Source organism: Halomonas sp. McH1-25, from assembly GCF_022348165.1.
In the GTDB taxonomy this organism is placed as follows: domain Bacteria; phylum Pseudomonadota; class Gammaproteobacteria; order Pseudomonadales; family Halomonadaceae; genus Modicisalibacter.
Map to the genome: position 1 here is coordinate 44,129 of NZ_JAKRFI010000002.1, position 17,209 is coordinate 61,337.

A 17,209-nucleotide genomic window follows, 5' to 3' on the forward strand; every position below is an offset into this window, starting at 1 on the left:
GTATACCAATGCTGAACATGGGCGTCTGTCATGCAGACGCCACGCCGATGACGTAGGCTCGAAGGATAACGCGCACAAAGGAGTCATCATGCGACGCCGGTCCCTGTTCCTTTTGCCGATCCTGCTCACGCTGTTGGCGGGTTGCGCGCGAGACACCCACCGCACCAGCCTGGTCACGCCCAACGTCGATACGCCGCCATCCGGCATCACCTGGTGCGGCACCCTCGAGCTGCCGGGCCGCTGGCAGGACGACACGCCAACGGGTGGCCTCTCTGACCTGGCCTGGGATGCCGACGAAGGCCTGCTCTACATGATATCGGACCGCGGCTGGCTGCATCGGGCCCGTCCAATCTTCAACGGCAAGGAGCTGACCGGCCTGGAGCCACTCAAGACTTATGTGCTGCGCAACGCAGAAGGTCATGCCCTGACCGAGGCCGCCGCCGATGCCGAGTCGCTGATCGTGCAGCGGGGCGACAATGGCGTGCGTGGCGATTCCGTCCTGCTGATCGGCTTCGAGCGCGACCACCGATTGCAACGCTTTTATCCCAACGGCACGCCGGCAAGCCAGCCGCTCTACTTCCATGGACTGCGTGGCGCCGAGAACAACCGTGGCGCAGAGGCGCTTGGCAGGCACCCGAATCAAGGAGCGATCGTCGGCCTGGAAAGCGCCCCGTCCGGCATGCCCGAAAAGGCCACCCGCCTTTTCGCAGTGAATACCGGTCAGGAATGGACCTATCCGTTGGCGGATGCCACCGGCAGTGCTCTGACTGCGCTGGAAACCTACGACGGCGGCCTGTTGGCGCTGGAGCGCGCCTTCGCGCCTCCGGCCCCGCTGATCATCAGCCTGCGTTCCGTCCGGCTGAACGGCGACGGCACGGCCGCGGCACATACGCTCGTGCAGCTTTCCACCGGCGAGGGGTGGCGGCTGGATAACTTCGAGGGGCTGACGCGGCTTGGCGACAATCGCTACCTGATGGTCAGCGACGACAACTTCAGTCTGGTCCAGGAAACGCTGCTGAGCTGCTTCGAGCTACCGCCCTTCCTTGAAAACAAGAATAATCCGCATTAATATCTTCGGCATTTCCCCTTGCCAGCCGGCGTGGCCCTGCAATGCCGTCAGAATGAGAATGCATTTGCAAGCCCAGGCTGGCCCGGCGTGCCCCTGGCCCTTCACCTCGAGAATTACAGGCAGCATAAACGGACATGGCCCAAAAACTGTTCAGTATCGTCAGCGGCTCACTTCTCGCCCTGGTCTGCGCGGCCGCACCGGCCAAGGAACTCACCGTGACCGACATCGCTGGCCGGGAGGTGACCGTCGACGCCCCGGTGGATCGCATCATCCTTGGCGAGGGACGACAGATCTATCTTCTCAGCGTGCTCGAGCCGGAAAACCCCTTTGCGCGTGTCGTGGGCTGGCGCGAGGATTTCCCGCAAGCCGACCCCGACAACTATGCCCAGTATGCCGCCGAGTTTCCGCAGTTGAAGACGCTGCCCACGTTCGGTGGCTTCAAGGATGGCACGTTCGACGTGGAGCAGGCTGCAGCTCTCCAGCCAGACGTGGTCTTCATGAACATCGAAGCCAAGGCAGCCACCGAGGAAGCCAGCTATGACGACAAGCTGGCCAAGCTGGGGATTCCCATCGTCTATGTCGACTTCCGTGAGGATCCGCTCCAGCACACGATTCCCTCCATGCGCCTGATGGGCCAGCTTATGGGCGAGGAAGACAGGGCCGAGGCGTTCATCGACTTCTCCGAAGCTCAGATGAAGCGCGTCACGGACGTCATCGGTAGCGCAAACCCCGAACGCCCCGACGTGTTCGTCGACCGCGCGGGAGGTTACTCGGAAGATTGCTGCATGAGCTTCGGCGACGGCAATTTCGGCGAGTACGTCGAACTCGCCGGTGGCAACAACATTGCTGCCGATATCATTCCCGCCACGTTCGGCACGTTGAACCCCGAGCAGATCATCGCGGCCAACCCCGACCATGTCGTGGTGACCGGTGGCAGTTGGGATGCCTATGTGCCTGGCGGTGCCTGGGTAGGTGTCGGTCCGGGAGCCGATCCGGAGGCAGCCCGCGCCAAACTCGAGGCATTGACGGAGCGCACCGCCATGACGGGTATCAAGGCCGTCGAGAACAACGATTTCCACGCCATCTGGCACCAGTTCTACAACAGCCCCTACTATTTCGTGGCTGTCCAGCAACTGGCCAAGTGGTTCCATCCCGAACTCTTCCGTGACCTCGACCCCGAGGCCACGATGCAGGAATTGCACGAGCGGTTCCTGCCCGTCGACTACCGGCCCGGCTACTGGGTCTCGCTCGATGAGCAGTGAGGCTTCTGTACAAACCGGCCTGCCCGGGGGACGCGCCTACTACCGCGCCCTCGTCCTGCGACGCCAGCTGATTCTTGCCGGCCTGACGCTGGCGCTTTTCCTGAGCCTGTGCACCGACCTGGCGCTAGGCCCTGCCCGGTATGGCCTCGAAGAGGTCGTAACCGCGCTCTTCATGCCCGGATCCGTCAGCGAGCAGGTCCGCGTCATTCTCTGGGACATCCGTATGCCCGTGGCGCTGATGGCGCTCGTGGTCGGTGCCAGCCTGTCGATCGCCGGCGCACAGATGCAGACCATCCTCAGCAACCCGCTGGCCAGCCCCTTCACACTGGGCATCTCAGCAGGCGCCAGCTTCGGCGCCGCGCTGGGACTGGCATTCGGTGTAGCCTTCGTGCCTGCCTTCGTCGATTACGTGATTCCCATCAATGCGTTCCTGATGGCCATGCTGACGTCGCTGTTCATCTACGCACTGAGCCTCAGGCGTGGGGTGACCATCGAAACGATCGTGCTGCTGGGGATCGCCATGGTCTTCATCTTCAACGCGCTGATGGGACTGATCCAGTTCTTCGCCAGCCAGCAGGCCGTGGCGGCCGTAGTCTTCTGGACCATGGGCAGCCTGACCAAGGCAACCTGGCCCAAATTCTGGGTCACGTTCGGCATCCTGCTGGCCGTGACTCCGCTGTTGGTGCGTCATGGCTGGGCGCTGACCGCCATGCGCCTGGGCGACACCAAGGCGGCCTCCATGGGCGTCAATCCACGCAGGATACGCCTCGAAGTCCTGGCGCTCGTGTCGCTTCTCGCCGCCATCGCCGTGGCCTTCGTGGGCACTATCGGGTTCATCGGCCTGGTCGGGCCGCATATCGCGCGTCTCCTGCTCGGGGAAGACCAGCGCTTCTTCCTGCCCGGCTCGGCGATCTGCGGGGCGCTTCTGCTGTCCATCGGGTCGGTCCTGTCGAAGGTCATCATTCCCGGCACGGTCATCCCAATCGGAATCATCACCTCGCTCGTGGGAATACCCTTTTTCCTTTTCCTCGTCCTCAGCCACCGGAAGTCCGCATGGTAACGCTTCAGCTCGACCGCTTATCGGCGAGTTACGGTCGCCAGGAAATACTCTCCGACGTTTCCACGCCCGAATTCCAGGGCGGTCAGGTCGTGGCGCTGCTGGGCCCCAACGCCGCCGGCAAGTCGACACTGTTCCGACGCATCTTCGGCATGCTCAAGGGCAATGGCGACGTCAGGATCACCGGGGCACGCACGCCGAATCCGGTGGCCTACATGCCGCAGGACACCGGCGCCAGCGCCGTGCTCAGTGTCTACGAGGCGGTACTGCTGGCGCGCATGCAGGGGCGCGGGATGAAAGTGCAGAGCGAGGACCTGGCCCATGTCGACCGGGCCCTCGATGAGTTGGGAATCGCCGCCCTCGGCGAACGCGACATCGGCAACCTCAGTGGCGGGCAACGGCAGTTGTTGAGTGCTGCACAGGCATTGGTTCAAGAACCCGAGATCCTGTTGCTCGATGAACCCACGTCCGCACTCGACCTCAATCGTCAGCTCGGTCTGCTGACGATCCTGCGCCGCCTGGCCGAAGAGCGGCAGATGCTGATCATGGCCGCACTGCACGATCTTGGCCACGCACTGCGCTTCACCGATCAGGCCATGGTCCTCGAGCGCGGCCGACTCATCGCCTGCGGACCCACCGACCAGGTGGTGACGCCCGAGCTCCTGCGGCGCGTCTATCAGGTCGAGGCGCGTATCGAACCTTGCTCGCGCGGCCTGCCCCAGCTCATTGTCGAAGGGGCCATCTGAGGCGACGCCCCTCCAACGCCGCCAGGCCCACCCCGCCGAGCACCAGGGGCAGCGCCACCAGGAAACCGCTGGACGGCGCCAACCCAAAGATCAGCAGGTCGGCCAGCACCGGCCAGACCAGCGCCACGTACTCGAAGGGCGCCAGGCGTGAAACCTCGGCGTAGCGCAGCGCCAGCGTCATGCAGATATGCGCGGCCCCGCCGAACAGACCTGCCAGTACCAGCAGCCCCAGCGTCTCGCCGGACACGGCCACCCAGCCCAGCGGTAGAGAGGCCAGTCCGGCCAGTGCCGTGACCAGCACGAAGTAGAAGGCGATGGAGGCGGCCGTCTCGGTGCGTGAGATGCGCCGTACCGTCACCAGCGCCCCCGCTGTCAGAAGCGCGGCCAGCACGCCCAACCCATAGCCCAGCACGCGTCCCTGATCCTGATTGCCGCTCAGGTCCGGCGCCACCAAGGCCACTACGCCCGCCAGCACCAGGGCGAACGCTGCTGCCCGATGCCGGGTAAAGCGCTCGCCAAGCAGCACCACGCCACCCACGGCCATGGCTACCGGTGACAACTGTGCCAGCAGCGTCGCCTCGGCCACCGGCAGCCGCGCAACTGCAGCGAAGGAGGCAAACATCGCCGCCGCGCCCAGCCCCGAGCGCACCAGATGGCCCAGCGGCCGACGCGTGGCCAGAGCCCGGGGAAACTCCCGCCGCCAGGTCATGAAGATCACGATGGGCAGCAGCGCAAAGGCCGAGCGGAAGAACACGGTCTGCCCCAGCGGCACCTCCATGCTCACGGCCTTCACGCACACCATCATGCCAGTGAACAGCACACCGGATAGGAGCCTGAGCAGGATGCCGGCCAGCGGTTTATCAGTATTTCCTTCCATGCCCCCTACCGCTCCTCTTCCGTCATGCGCCCATCGAGCTGAAGCACGATGCCGGCACAGAGCCAATTGTCTCGTTTCTTCGGCTCACACATGCGAAACCCCCGACATACGCCGGGGGTTTTCGTTGCCTATCACGTCGAGTGACACATCGTACCCCAAGGTCAGGGCTTCATGTCCTCGAAGAATTTCTTCACGCCGTCGAACCAGCCGTCTTTCTTGGGCGAGTGGGTATTGCCGTTGCCCAGGCTGTCCTGAAACTGGCGAAGCAGATCCTTCTGGTGCTCGGTCAGGTTGACCGGGGTTTCCAGCACCACCTTGCAGATCAGATCGCCAGGCGGACCACCGCGTACCGGCTTGACGCCCTTGCCACGCAGGCGGAACAGCTTGCCGGTCTGGGTCTCGGGTGGAATCTTCAATTTCACCCGGCCTTCCAGTGTCGGCACCTCCAGCTCACCGCCGAGCGCAGCATCGACGAAGTTGATCGGCACTTCGCAATGCAGGTGACGGCCGTCACGCTCGAAGATCGGATGCGACTTGATCGCCACCTGAACGTAGAGATCGCCCGGCGGACCGCCGTTGGCGCCCGCCTCGCCCTCGTTATTGAGACGAATGCGATCGCCGGTATCGACCCCCGCAGGGATCTTCACCGACAGGGTCCGGGTCTCACGTACACGACCCTCGCCATGACATTCGCGGCACGGCACCTTGATGACTTCGCCGCGCCCGTGGCAGGTCGGGCAGGTCTGCTGCACGGCGAAAAAGCCCTGCTGCATACGCACCTGGCCCATACCGTGACAGGTCGGGCAAGTCTCCTTGCTGGAGCCGGGCTCGGCGCCATTACCGTCACAATGACCGCACTCCACATGGCGCGGCACACGAATATCGACGGTGGTGCCGGCCACCGCGTCCTCGAGATCGAGCTCGAGATTGTAGCGCATGTCGGCGCCACGCTGCGGCGCATTGGGGTTGCGTCGGGCACCGCCGCCGCCACCGAAAATATCGCCGAAGACATCGCCGAAGATGTCGCTGAAGCCACCGGCTCCGGCCCCACCGAAACCGCCACCGCCAAAGCCACCGGCCTGGCCGTCGACCCCGGCATGGCCGAACTGGTCGTAGGCTGCCCGCTTCTCGCTGTCGGTGAGGACTTCATACGCCTCGGAGACCTCGCGGAACTTCTCCGCGGCGGTGTCGTCGTCCGGGTTGCGGTCCGGATGGTACTTCTGGGCCAAGCGCCGGTAGGCTTTCTTGATCTCTTTCTGATCGGCGCTGCGCTCGACGCCCAGCACCTCGTAATAGTCACGCTTGGACATGGATCTGTCCGCCTCCGTGTCGGGTCCACGGAAACAGCAACGCGGGAGTCGTTTGCCCCCGCGCCGCCGTTACCGTGTCAGACGTTGTGGTTACTGCTTTTTCTGGTCGTCGTTGACTTCTTCGTACTCGGCGTCGACCACATCGTCTTCCTGCTTGGCGCCGCCGGCCTGGGCACCGCCCTGAGCGGCCTCGGACTGCTCGGCATAAAGCTTCTGCGCCAGGCTACCAGAGGCTTCGGTCAGAGCGTCCAGCTTGGCCTGGATGGCCTCCTGGTCGTCGCCCTTGAGCGCTTCCTCGAGTTCCTTGATCGCGTTCTCGATCTTTTCCTTCTCATCGGCACTTGCCTTGTCGCCCGCCTCGTCGAGCGTCTTGCGCGCGGCGTGGATCATGCCGTCGGCCTGGTTGCGCAGTTGAACCAGTTCCTCGAACTTCTGATCCTCGGCAGCATGCGCCTCGGCGTCACGGACCATTTGATCGATTTCCTCGTCGGTCAGACCGCTGGAGGCCTTGATGACGATCGACTGCTCCTTGCCGGTGGCCTTGTCCTTGGCGGACACGTTGAGGATACCGTTGGCGTCGAGGTCGAACGCCACCTCGATCTGCGGTACGCCACGCGGTGCCGGCGGGATATCGGCCAGATCGAAGCGTCCCAGCGACTTGTTCTGGCTGGACTGCTTGCGCTCGCCCTGCAGCACGTGGATGGTCACCGCCGTCTGGTTGTCATCCGCGGTCGAGAAGGTCTGGGTCTTCTTGGTCGGGATGGTGGTGTTCTTCTCGATCAGCGGGGTCATCACGCCACCCAGCGTCTCGATACCCAGCGTCAGCGGAGTCACGTCGAGCAGCAGCACGTCCTTGACGTCGCCGCCCAGCACGCCGCCCTGGATTGCCGCACCGATGGCCACGGCTTCGTCCGGGTTGACGTCCTTGCGGGCGTCCTTGCCGAAGAACTCGGCGACCTTGGACTGCACCAGCGGCATGCGGGTCTGACCACCGACCAGGATGACGTCGTCGATCTCGGCGTTGGAGAGACCGGCGTCAGCCAGGGCGGTTTTGCACGGACCCAGCGACTGCTTGACCAGATCCTCGACCAGCGACTCGAGCTTGGCACGCGTGATCTTGACGTTCAGGTGCTTGGGACCGGTGTTGTCGGCCGTGATGTACGGCAGATTCACTTCGGTCTGCTGCGCGCTGGACAGCTCGATCTTGGCCTTCTCGGCAGCTTCCTTGAGACGCTGCATGGCCAGGTTGTCGCCGGACAGGTCAATACCGCTGTCGGCCTTGAACTGGTCGACCAGGTAGTTGATCAGCTTGAGGTCGAAGTCTTCACCGCCCAGGAAGGTGTCGCCATTGGTGGCCAGCACCTCGAACTGGGTCTCGCCGTCGACGTCGGCCACTTCGATGATCGAGATATCGAAGGTACCGCCACCCAGGTCGTACACGGCAATGGTCTTGTCGCCGCGAGCCTTGTCCATGCCGTAGGCCAGCGCAGCCGCGGTCGGCTCGTTGATGATGCGCTTGACCTCGAGGCCGGCGATACGACCGGCGTCCTTGGTGGCCTGACGCTGCGAGTCGTTGAAGTAGGCCGGTACGGTGATGACCGCTTCGGTGACGGTCTCACCCAAGTAGTCTTCCGCGGTCTTCTTCATCTTCTTGAGCACTTCGGCGCTGACCTGCGGCGGAGCCAGTTTCTTGCCCTTCACCTCGACCCAGGCGTCGCCGTTGTCGGCTTCCGCGATCTTGTAGGGCACCATCTTGATGTCCTTCTGCACCACGTCGTCCTTGAAGCGACGACCGATCAGGCGCTTGATCGCGTACAGAGTGTTGGTCGGGTTGGTTACCGCCTGGCGCTTGGCCGCCTGGCCGACCAGCGTCTCGCCGTCGTCGGTATAGGCGATGATCGACGGCGTGGTGCGCGCGCCTTCGGCGTTCTCGATGACTTTCGGCTTGTCGCCGTCGAGCACGGCAACACAGGAGTTGGTTGTCCCCAGGTCAATACCGATGATGCGTCCCATAATCACCTCGAAGATTCGTTGCTTGCCTGTTCAGTGCGACTTTCGCCGCGTCTTTGTCGTCTATGTGGGGACTCGGCCGAACCTTTCAAGGGCTGAAGGGCCGCTCCCCTGACAATTGACTATTTCGCTGCCTGACTGACCACCACCATGGCCGGACGAACGAGACGGCCATTGAGCAGGTAACCTTTTTGCATCACATCCATAACGGTGTTGGGCTCCAGATCGGGATTGGGCACCATGGCCATGGCTTCGTGATACTGCGGATCGAACGGTTCGCCCTGCGGTTCGACGGACTCGACGCCAAACTTGGCCAGGGTGTCGAGCTGCAGTTTCAATGTCATCGACACCCCTTCACGGTGCGCCTCGCTGGCATCTTCGCCCATCGACTCGAGCGCCTTTTCCAGGCTGTCGACCACGGGCAGCAACTCCTTGACGAACTTCTCGAGGGCGAACTTGCGCGCCTTCTCCACGTCCTGCTCGGCGCGGCGGCGCACGTTCTGGGCCTCGGCAGCCGTGCGCAACGCCTGGTCCTTGGCTTCACTGAGCGCCTGCTCGAGTTCGTCGACCTTGGCTGCCAGTATCTCGGCTTCAGGATCGGCAGGCGTATCGGCGCCACCCACATCCTCATCGGCCACGGCCTGTTCGTCGGTATCGGCACTGGCCTCGTCGAGTTGGCCTTCAAGGGGCTCGGCTTGGGGCTCGGCGTCGTGTTCGCTGCGCTCGAGCTCCTCGTCCATACGCGTCTGTGGATCTTTGGCCATGTCGCTCTCCTGAAACGTCAAACGGCCCGCAGGCCGCGTTGATTGGCGGTTTGCCCCTATATGGGGTTGCCACCGACGAACTCAAGGGGTGGCGCGGATGCGACACAAGAGTGATTGAAGCTCAGGCATGAGCTACTGTATAAACGCACAGACAGCGAAACCTGACGACCAGGAACCGAGACGCGCCCGGAGGTGGCCATGCTGGTACAGCTTGCGATTCGCGATTTTGCTATCGTCGACAGACTCGACCTCGATCTGCACGGCGGCATGACTGCCATCACCGGCGAAACCGGGGCGGGCAAGTCTATCCTGCTCGGCGCACTGGGCCTGAGCCTGGGCGAGCGTGCCGATGCCGGTAGCGTACGCCACGGTACCAGGCGAGCCGACATCACCGCGCGTTTCGACATTGCCGGCCTGCCGGCGGCACAGGCCTGGCTCGACGCTCGCGAACTGCCCAGCGACGACTGCCTGTTGCGACGGGTAATCACCGCCAACGGCCGCTCCAAGGCGTGGATCAACGGTCAACCGTGTACGGTGGGCGATCTCAAGGAGCTCGGCGAACACCTCATCGAAATTCACGGCCAGCATGCTCATCAAGCGCTATTACGCGAAGAGACCCATCTTCGCCTGCTCGACGACTTCGCGGGCCAAACCCGCGCCGTCGCCGAGCTGGGCGAGCTGTATCGGCAATGGCAGGGGCTGCGCCGCAAGCTCAAGCGGCTGTCCGACACCAGCGACGAGATCCAGGCGCGTCGTCAACTGTTGCGCTACCAAGTGGAAGAACTCGACACGCTGGCTCTGAGCGAAGGGGAACTCGAAGCGCTGGAACAGGAGCAGGAGGAACTGGCGCACGCCGAGGAAATCCTGCGCGAGGCCCAGTTCGCCGCCGATTGCTGCGATAACGACGAGGGCGGCGCCCTAAACCTGTTGCATCAGGCGCTGACTCGTCTCGGCAACCTGCCCGGCGCCAGCCGCGGCCCACTCGCCGAAGCCTGCACCATGCTCGGCGACGCGCGTATCCAGATCGAAGAAGCGGCCCGCGAGCTGCATCATTTCGTCGACGGCACTGAGCTGGACCCAGCGCGACTGGCCGACGTCGAGGAACGCCTCGGCGAAGTGCACCGCATCGCTCGCAAGCATCACGTCCTGCCCGAAGAACTGGCCGAACTGCATGGCAAGCTGCGTGCCGAACTCGACTCGCTGGAAGGCGGCGACACCGACCTCGAAGCGCTGACGGCCGAGGTCAAAACGGTGCGCGACGACTACCGCATGCGCGCCCGCACTATCGGAGACGCACGCCGCCAGGCGGCTACCTCCTTCGCCAAGGAAGTTCAGGATCAGCTCGGCTTCCTGGCCATGGGCAAGGCCAGCTTCGAGATCGATGTCACGGCCCGGGAAACCCCGCAACCGGACGGCATGGACAGCGCCCGCTTTTTGATCAGCGCCAACCCGGGGCAGCCCGCCCGCCCACTGACCAAGGTCGCCTCGGGCGGGGAACTGTCACGTATCAGCCTAGCCATTCAGGTCGTCGCGGCCAGCCATAGCACCATTCCCAGCCTGGTATTCGACGAAGTCGATGTGGGTATCTCCGGCGCCACGGCAGAAATCGTCGGGCAACTTCTCAGGAGACTCGGCCAGTCAGGCCAGGTCCTGACCGTCACCCATCTGCCCCAGGTCGCCGCCCAAGCCCACCAGCACCTGCACATCGAAAAGCAGGCCAAGGATGACGTAACGCTGACCTACATGGCCCTGCTCGATGAAGCCGGCCGCGTTCGCGAGCTTGCCCGCATGCTGGGTGGCGTGCACCTGTCGGACCGCACCCTGGCCCATGCGCGCGAAATGCTGGATGCCAGTCAGCATCAACACCACTAGCCACATGCCTTGCTGGCAGCACACAAAAACGCCGCGGCATTGGCCGCGGCGTTTTCTATGTTGCTGCTATGGGCGTCTGCTCAACGGCGGTGAGTACCGCCACCGCCTTCCTGGCGACGCGTCGCAGTAGAGCCTTTGGGACGCACATAAAGCACCAAGGCGTGATCGACCAGCTCGAAACCTCGCTCCTCGGCGAGTTCACGCTGGCGACGCTCGATCTCGGCGTCATAGAACTCGACGACTTCACCGGTTTCCAGACACAGCATGTGGTCGTGATGTTCTTCCTGCGACATTTCGAACACGGCATGGCCGCCATCGAAATTGTGACGCACCACCAGACCGGCAGATTCGAACTGCGTCAATACGCGATACACTGTTGCCAGGCCAACGTCTTCGCCCGCGTCGAGAAGTGCCTTGTAAACATCCTCGGCACTCATGTGAAGATCTTCTTCGCGAGTCGCCTCCAGGATCTGCAGAATCTTGACTCGGGGCAAGGTGACCTTTAGACCTGCCTTGCGTAATTCCTGGTTTCTATCGGCCATGGTTGCTCTTCGCAGTAACTTATTGACTCGAGTATAATCGACCAATTGCAAACGATAGTGAAAGATAGGGGCAAATGCAAAATCTGATTAAAACAGTCACTTTCACACTCGCTCTTTCGATGGTGAGTGGGTGCAGTTATCTCGGCGTCTACAAGCGTGACCTACCCCAGGGCAACCTGGTGACGCAGGACATGGTCAGCCAACTGCAGCCGGGCATGAGCCGCGAACAGGTCCAGTACGTGATGGGAAGTCCGCTGTTGCCGGCACCCTTCGACGCCAACCAGTGGGATTATGTCTATCGTCTCGACGAGGCGTATGGCGACGTCAAGCAGCGCCGCGTGACGCTGACTTTCGACGGCGATCGACTGGCGGACATCGAGACCTACGGCGATATGCAGGCCGACATGAACCTCTCGACGGACACCGAGATCGGTCCGGCCATGGATGAGGGCGACCCTGCCACTCCGACCATGCCGCAGAGCATTCCCACCACGGGAGAGGATCCTCTCTGATGGATGATTCCGGCTAGCGAGAGGCATCAGCCGCGCGCTTGGCGCGTGCCTGTTTGGGATCGATGAGCAGCGGCCGGTAGATCTCGACGCGATCGCCGGCTTGAAGTTCATGTCGTTCGGGATCGCGCAAGCGCTTGCCGAAGATGCCGAGTGGCGCCTGGATAAAGGTGGTCTCGGGGAGATCAGGAAAGTATCGGGACATATCGGCGAACCTCACGGCTTCACGAGCCGTGGTGCCGGGCTTCACCGCCAGGGTAACGATCTTCTGTCGATCCGGCAGGGCGAAGGCCACTTCGATGGTTACTGCCGCTGTGGACTTCGCGTCGCCTGCCGCCAAAGAGTCAGCGTCCATAGACCTCGTCGGCTCGCTGGGTGAAGGCATCGACCAACTGACCGGCGACTTGGCTGAACAGTTTGCCGAAGGCCATTCCCAGCAGGCGATTGGAGAATTCGAAGTTCATTTCCAGGCTGACCTTGCAGGCCTGCTCTCCCATCGGCGTGAATAGCCATTGTCCATTCAACCGCTTGAACGGCCCCTGCACCAGGGAAAGCTCGATACGTTCAGGCTCGTACAAGTCGTTACGCGTAATGAAACTTTGCTCGACCCCGGCTTTGGCCAGCGTCAGTTCTCCGACCAGATGTTCCCGATCCCGCTCGATGAGCCGCGCACGGCGGCAGCCGGGAAGGAACTCCGGATAGCTCTCGAAATCGTTGACCAAATCGAACATGGTCTGGGCGGAATGCCGCACCAGGGCGGACCGATTGACCGTAGGCATGCCTCTCTCCGCTATCTTCAATGAACCGGAACCGCCGTGCTAGCCCGGCGCAACCTGCGTACTATGGTAGACGAACCGTTAAGCGTATCATGGCAAACTTCGACGCCAAGGCCTTGAAGAATATCATGCCTCACCCCATATCGGAGGCCTGGCGGACATTGGCACAGAGAGACACGAGGACGCATGGCCAAGAAAAAAGCCAAGGTAGGTGACAACGTCATCGCCCTCAACAAGAAGGCGCGCTTCGAGTACCACGTCGAAGAGACCTTCGAGGCCGGATTGGCCCTGGCCGGATGGGAAGTGAAGAGCATGCGTGCCGGCAAGGCCCAGCTCACCGATACCTATATCCTGGTCAAGGATGGCGAAGCCTGGCTACTGGGTAGCCATATTACGCCGCTCAACACTGCCAGCACGCACGTAGTGGCCGATCCGACGCGGACCCGTAAGCTACTGCTGCATCGCAAGGAGATCGCCAAGATCTTTTCGCGTACCCAGGACAAGGGACATACCTGCGTACCACTCAAGCTGTACTGGAAGAAAAACCTGATCAAGTGCGAGCTGGCCCTGGTGACCGGCAAGAAGCAGCATGACAAGCGCGCCACCGAAAAGGAGCGCGACTGGAATCGCCAGAAGGCACGTATCATGCGTGAGAGTAAATAAGGGGAGTAGTAGGGGTTGAACTTGCAACCCACCACCCTTACCTGTTAACATATACAGGTTACCCGGGGGCGACATGGCTTCGACGCCGACGACAACCTCCTAGGTGCATGCCGAGAGCGTGATGTATCTCGTAAATCCAACATCACAACTAAATAGTCGCAAACGACGAAAACTACGCTCAGGGCGCTCTGGCAGCTTAAAAACTGCTGGTAGTTAGCCTGGCCCCAAAGCGATGTGCCTATCCATCGTGGAGGGGAGACGAGCTAAAGCTGATAGGATCGCGGTTGACGGCGCCTTCCCGTTAACCGTTAACACTTAGAAGGATCGCGGTATGAAATCCTGCCCGTCGGAGTTCATGCCGCTAAATCAAAAGACGGACCTAAGCATGTAGAGCCGAAGAGCGAGTGTCGGCGGACGCGGGTTCAATTCCCGCCGCCTCCACCAACAACTGGTTTCAGGACATCCCAGAAAGTCTCTGAAACCGCACTAGAAAGGGCCTCGCGGCCCTTTTTTGTTGCCTGAACATTTCAACCGTGACGTTGCATGCCCCATCCATGGGGGGCCTGGCGCCAAACAAACCCAACCGGCTGATGCCACCGGAACCGGCCTGGCCCTGCAGGCCAGGCTAGCCACGGCTTTCCAACCAACGTCCTCGCGGATTCCTAAGCCGTAGCCCACAGAATTAACTGATGGTAGAGCGGGATGCCCACTATTACATTCAGCGGGAAGGTGAAACCGAGGGAGGCAAGCATCGCCAGCCCGATGTTCGCCTCGGGGATGGCCGTACGCATCGCTGCTGGTGCGGCAATATAGGAGGCACTGGCAGCGAGTGCGGTAAGGATAAGCACCGAGCCGACAGGCAGCCCCAGGACAAGGCCGACCGACATACCCACCAGGGAAAGCACAGGCGGCGCAGCCAGGGCGAAGGCAAGTAGCCGCCAGTGCCGCCAGGGAATGGGGCGCAGGGTTTCCGCTGCGGTAAGTCCCATTTCGAGCAGAAACAGAGCCAGCACGGCATGAAAGGCACCGGTCAGAAGATTGGTGACGCTGGCCCCCTCTGCTGGACCATACATGGCCCCGATGACCACACCGCCAGCGAGCAGTATCACGCCGCGATTGGTCAATGTCTCGTGCCAGATTCCCTGCATGGCCTCGCCGGACTGCCTGCCGCGATAGCGGCGGAAAATCGCGATGGCGACCATGATCGCCGGCAACTCCATCATCACCAGATAAAGAGTGACCTCCGCACCGATAGGCAAGCCGCGCCCTTCGGCAAAGGCGAGGGCCACGGCAAAGGTGCCGGCGCTGACCGAGCCATAGTGGGCCGCCAGGCTGGCGCTGTCAGCCGGCGACAGACGCACGAAGCGACGCAACACCGGCATGAGCGCCAGCGGGATCAGCGCGCCAAGTGCCGCCACCGATAACAGTTCCGGTACGACAGACCAACCGAGATTGCCATAAAGCGCCATGCCGCCCTTGAGACCGATGGTCAACATGAGCAACAGGCTCAGGGTATCGTAGGCAGCCTTGGGAATCGCCAGGTCGGACTTGAGTACGCCGGCCAACAGGCCGAGCAGGAAAAACATCACCACGATATCGGGCATGAATCACTCTCTTTTCGCAGGCAAAGGCAAGGCTGCGGATTATGCAGAGCGTGATATATTGGCTCTAATAAATTCTTAGCCAACCCAGTATGGATAATACTCTATGAATCGACATAGAGGACGCCAATGAACGTTCGTCACCTCACCTTCCGACTTCTTCAGGTATTCACCGCTGTAGTGCGCACGGGCTCGGTCAGCGAAGCAGCGCGCCAGCTTCATCTGACTCAGCCGACGGTCTCGCAGCAGCTTCGACGCTTGACCGAAGCGGTGGGTGAATCGCTACTGCAGAATAGACAAGGCCGCCTGACTCCGACCGAAGCGGGACGGGAACTTTATCGGGCCAGTCGCGAAGTGCTCGGCCGCTTCGACGACTTTCAGGATTACCTGACTGCACTACGTGGCGGCAAGCGGGGACGCTTCAGCATCTCCCTGGTCAGCACTGCGCAGTACGTGCTGCCACGTCTGCTCGGCCCCTTCAGCCAGTCCTTTCCCGAAGTTGACGTCACTCTCCACATTGGCAATCGCCGCCAAGTACTGACGCGCTTCGAACACCAGGACGACGATCTCTATGTGTTCAGCCACCCTCCTTCGCTGGCACAGGCCTTGGCCGGCCGTTTCCTGCGCAACCCGCTGGTCGTGGTGGCACCGTATACCCACCGTTTCGCCGGACGGGAGCAAGTGGCGATGAGCGAGCTTCTGGATGAGCGCTTTCTGCTTCGCGAGCCTGGCTCGGCAACCCGCATGCTGTTCGAGAGCTGGCTACAGGAACATGGCCTGTCGCTGGGCCCGACCCTGCAAATGGCGAGTAACGAGGCGATCCGCGTGGGTGTAGCGGCGGGCCTGGGCCTGGCCGTGCTATCCGAGCACGTGCTGCCGCCGGAACACCCCGACCTGGCGATCCTGCCGGTGCGGGACTTCCCGGTAGAAAGCTACTGGCAGTTCATCGTCCGCCTCGACCAGCGCCTGTCTCATGCCGCCCTGGGCTTTCTGCGCTTCGCCTCGGGGCATCTCGACGAATGTGTGGAGCCGCGGTTTCTAGCCAACGAGCTGCAAGCCATGCTGGGGAAGTTGGAAAAGCCGGGATATGAAGCATGACCGCAGAGGGCTGGGCAGGTGTGTTGGCCAGTGAGACAAGGCAACGTCGCAGGGAGAAACCCCAAGGCCAGACGTAAGAAAGCCCGGCCTTGCGGCCGGGCTTTCTGAGCGCTTCGAGCGCCACCTTCCTTGTTTCCCTCACGGACATCCTGTCCGTGCATCCTTGGGCATATCAGCCTTCCTGGCTGTTGTGGCATCCTTGCCTAGGGGTCTCTCCGTGACCCCATGCATTACATTCTGCCAAATCATGCCAGCATTGTGTTTAACTTGAGTTAGCCATGCTTGTAGGAAATTGACTACATAGCAAGAAATAACCGTACTTGCGTAGTCCGCCTAGTGAGCGCTTTGGGTCCATTGCATACCTGCGGAGGTCAGCATGTAGCCAATGGCCTGCGAGGCCTGAGTGTAAGCAGGGACCTTGACGGCATCATAGTCGACCTGAAGGCAGTGCGGGCAACATGGCTTGTTGGGTGTCAGTGCTTCCATGTAGAGCATGGACTGACAATGACGACATATATAAAGTGCGCGGCTTCCAGCAGCGTTCATTTCGTGCCTCTCGACGAATCCCTTCCCCGGCCAGGCTGGCTGGCTTCTCAGAACAAGCGTGGCACCCGCCTGGCTATCCGTCGAGATGAAAAGCACTCATGGCGAGATGTGAGATGCGCTGATATGCGTAACCGCCACCATAGTGAAGGCGTTCATACTGGCGGCCGAAGAAGCATAGGCAAAAAAGCCACCTTATCGGTGGCCAGTTACCGCATGCTTGCCTATCTCAGGGAAGGCGATTGCAGCAGCTTACGAGGCGAGACGGCCCCACTGCCCGTACTGCGGCAACCTACGTTGCTTGGCATGTGCCATCGTCTCCTCGAGCGAATCGCTCCGGCACTTGAAAGCATGGCAGTCGGCACAACGCACGTCCTGCTCCGCTTCGTCCAACGTGGGAAGCATGAAGCGCTCACCGCCGCACACATTGCAGCGCAATTCCAGCGTTACCTTGAGCATTGGGCTTTCCTTTTCCTAGCAATGCAACGTTCTCATTATACCCTGTCAGAA

17 protein-coding genes and 1 other RNA gene are annotated in these 17,209 nt (G+C 61.8%); 9 read left to right on the plus strand and 9 right to left on the minus strand.

Features of this window, described 5'->3' with window-relative positions; translation table 11 throughout:
• The first annotated feature begins 88 nt into the window (after window positions 1–88).
• The 4 genes from MHM84_RS06620 to MHM84_RS06635 all read left to right on the plus strand — a co-directional run bounded on the left by MHM84_RS06620 (window position 89) and on the right by MHM84_RS06635 (window position 4,134).
• Window positions 89–1,069 (plus strand): esterase-like activity of phytase family protein, encoded by a 981-nt coding sequence (locus MHM84_RS06620; RefSeq protein WP_239263991.1) that lies wholly within the window; start codon window positions 89–91, stop codon window positions 1,067–1,069.
• Window positions 1,070–1,203: 134 nt separating this feature from the next.
• Complete coding sequence (locus MHM84_RS06625; RefSeq protein ID WP_239263994.1) at window positions 1,204–2,331, plus strand: ABC transporter substrate-binding protein; 1,128 nt, start codon at window positions 1,204–1,206, stop codon at window positions 2,329–2,331.
• Window positions 2,321–3,391, plus strand: coding sequence for an iron ABC transporter permease (locus tag MHM84_RS06630; protein WP_239263997.1), 1,071 nt, complete (start codon window positions 2,321–2,323; stop codon window positions 3,389–3,391). The genes MHM84_RS06625 and MHM84_RS06630 overlap by 11 nt, the downstream gene beginning before the upstream one ends.
• A complete protein-coding gene (locus MHM84_RS06635; protein ID WP_239264000.1) occupies window positions 3,385–4,134 on the plus strand; it encodes an ABC transporter ATP-binding protein in 750 nt (249 codons plus the stop codon). The genes MHM84_RS06630 and MHM84_RS06635 overlap by 7 nt, the downstream gene beginning before the upstream one ends.
• On the opposite strand, the gene MHM84_RS06640 is transcribed toward MHM84_RS06635, so the two are convergent.
• From MHM84_RS06640 to grpE, 4 genes are all read right to left on the minus strand, one after another.
• Window positions 4,112–5,011, minus strand: coding sequence for a DMT family transporter (locus MHM84_RS06640; protein ID WP_239264003.1), 900 nt, complete (start codon window positions 5,009–5,011; stop codon window positions 4,112–4,114). The two genes, MHM84_RS06635 and MHM84_RS06640, sit on opposite strands and share 23 nt — an antisense overlap.
• Window positions 5,012–5,172: 161 nt before the next feature.
• The gene (gene dnaJ, locus MHM84_RS06645; protein ID WP_239264006.1) at window positions 5,173–6,321 is read right to left on the minus strand and encodes a molecular chaperone DnaJ; all 1,149 of its coding nucleotides are present in this window, start codon (window positions 6,319–6,321) and stop codon (window positions 5,173–5,175) included.
• A 90-nt stretch (window positions 6,322–6,411) separates the two neighbouring features.
• Entirely contained in the window at window positions 6,412–8,334 is a 1,923-nt protein-coding gene (dnaK, locus tag MHM84_RS06650; RefSeq protein ID WP_239264009.1) for a molecular chaperone DnaK, read from the minus strand.
• Window positions 8,335–8,453: 119 nt separating this feature from the next.
• Complete coding sequence (grpE, locus tag MHM84_RS06655) at window positions 8,454–9,095, minus strand: nucleotide exchange factor GrpE (RefSeq protein WP_239264012.1); 642 nt, start codon at window positions 9,093–9,095, stop codon at window positions 8,454–8,456.
• Window positions 9,096–9,293: 198 nt separating this feature from the next.
• Here grpE and recN point away from each other — a divergent pair, with 198 nt between their 5' ends.
• Window positions 9,294–10,967 carry a DNA repair protein RecN gene (gene recN / locus MHM84_RS06660; protein ID WP_239264014.1) on the plus strand — a complete coding sequence of 558 codons (1,674 nt, stop codon included), beginning with the start codon at window positions 9,294–9,296 and terminating at the stop codon, window positions 10,965–10,967.
• Between the two features lie 80 nt (window positions 10,968–11,047).
• Here the strand turns inward: recN and fur are convergent, their stop codons facing one another.
• Window positions 11,048–11,509 (minus strand): ferric iron uptake transcriptional regulator, encoded by a 462-nt coding sequence (gene fur / locus MHM84_RS06665; RefSeq protein ID WP_239264015.1) that lies wholly within the window; start codon window positions 11,507–11,509, stop codon window positions 11,048–11,050.
• 74 nt (window positions 11,510–11,583) lie between these two features.
• Here fur and MHM84_RS06670 point away from each other — a divergent pair, with 74 nt between their 5' ends.
• Window positions 11,584–12,021 carry an outer membrane protein assembly factor BamE gene (locus MHM84_RS06670; protein ID WP_239264018.1) on the plus strand — a complete coding sequence of 146 codons (438 nt, stop codon included), beginning with the start codon at window positions 11,584–11,586 and terminating at the stop codon, window positions 12,019–12,021.
• Between the two features lie 13 nt (window positions 12,022–12,034).
• On the opposite strand, the gene MHM84_RS06675 is transcribed toward MHM84_RS06670, so the two are convergent.
• Window positions 12,035–12,373, minus strand: a complete 339-nt coding sequence (locus MHM84_RS06675; RefSeq protein ID WP_239264020.1) for an RnfH family protein — start codon at window positions 12,371–12,373, stop codon at window positions 12,035–12,037.
• The gene (locus tag MHM84_RS06680; protein WP_239264022.1) at window positions 12,363–12,797 is read right to left on the minus strand and encodes a type II toxin-antitoxin system RatA family toxin; all 435 of its coding nucleotides are present in this window, start codon (window positions 12,795–12,797) and stop codon (window positions 12,363–12,365) included. The genes MHM84_RS06675 and MHM84_RS06680 overlap by 11 nt, the downstream gene beginning before the upstream one ends.
• 183 nt (window positions 12,798–12,980) lie before the next feature.
• Here MHM84_RS06680 and smpB point away from each other — a divergent pair, with 183 nt between their 5' ends.
• Both smpB and ssrA read left to right on the plus strand, forming a co-directional pair.
• Entirely contained in the window at window positions 12,981–13,457 is a 477-nt protein-coding gene (smpB, locus tag MHM84_RS06685; RefSeq protein WP_239264024.1) for an SsrA-binding protein SmpB, read from the plus strand.
• Between the two features lie 64 nt (window positions 13,458–13,521).
• Window positions 13,522–13,901, plus strand: a transfer-messenger RNA (tmRNA) gene (gene ssrA, locus MHM84_RS06690).
• 218 nt (window positions 13,902–14,119) lie between these two features.
• Here ssrA and MHM84_RS06695 read toward each other — a convergent pair.
• Window positions 14,120–15,061, minus strand: a complete 942-nt coding sequence (locus MHM84_RS06695; RefSeq protein ID WP_239264026.1) for a sodium-dependent bicarbonate transport family permease — start codon at window positions 15,059–15,061, stop codon at window positions 14,120–14,122.
• A gap of 126 nt (window positions 15,062–15,187) precedes the next feature.
• Here MHM84_RS06695 and MHM84_RS06700 point away from each other — a divergent pair, with 126 nt between their 5' ends.
• Complete coding sequence (locus tag MHM84_RS06700; RefSeq protein WP_239264029.1) at window positions 15,188–16,156, plus strand: LysR family transcriptional regulator; 969 nt, start codon at window positions 15,188–15,190, stop codon at window positions 16,154–16,156.
• Between the two features lie 795 nt (window positions 16,157–16,951).
• Here MHM84_RS06700 and MHM84_RS06705 read toward each other — a convergent pair.
• Window positions 16,952–17,158, minus strand: a complete 207-nt coding sequence (locus MHM84_RS06705; RefSeq protein WP_239264032.1) for a hypothetical protein — start codon at window positions 17,156–17,158, stop codon at window positions 16,952–16,954.
• Window positions 17,159–17,209: the final 51 nt, after the last annotated feature.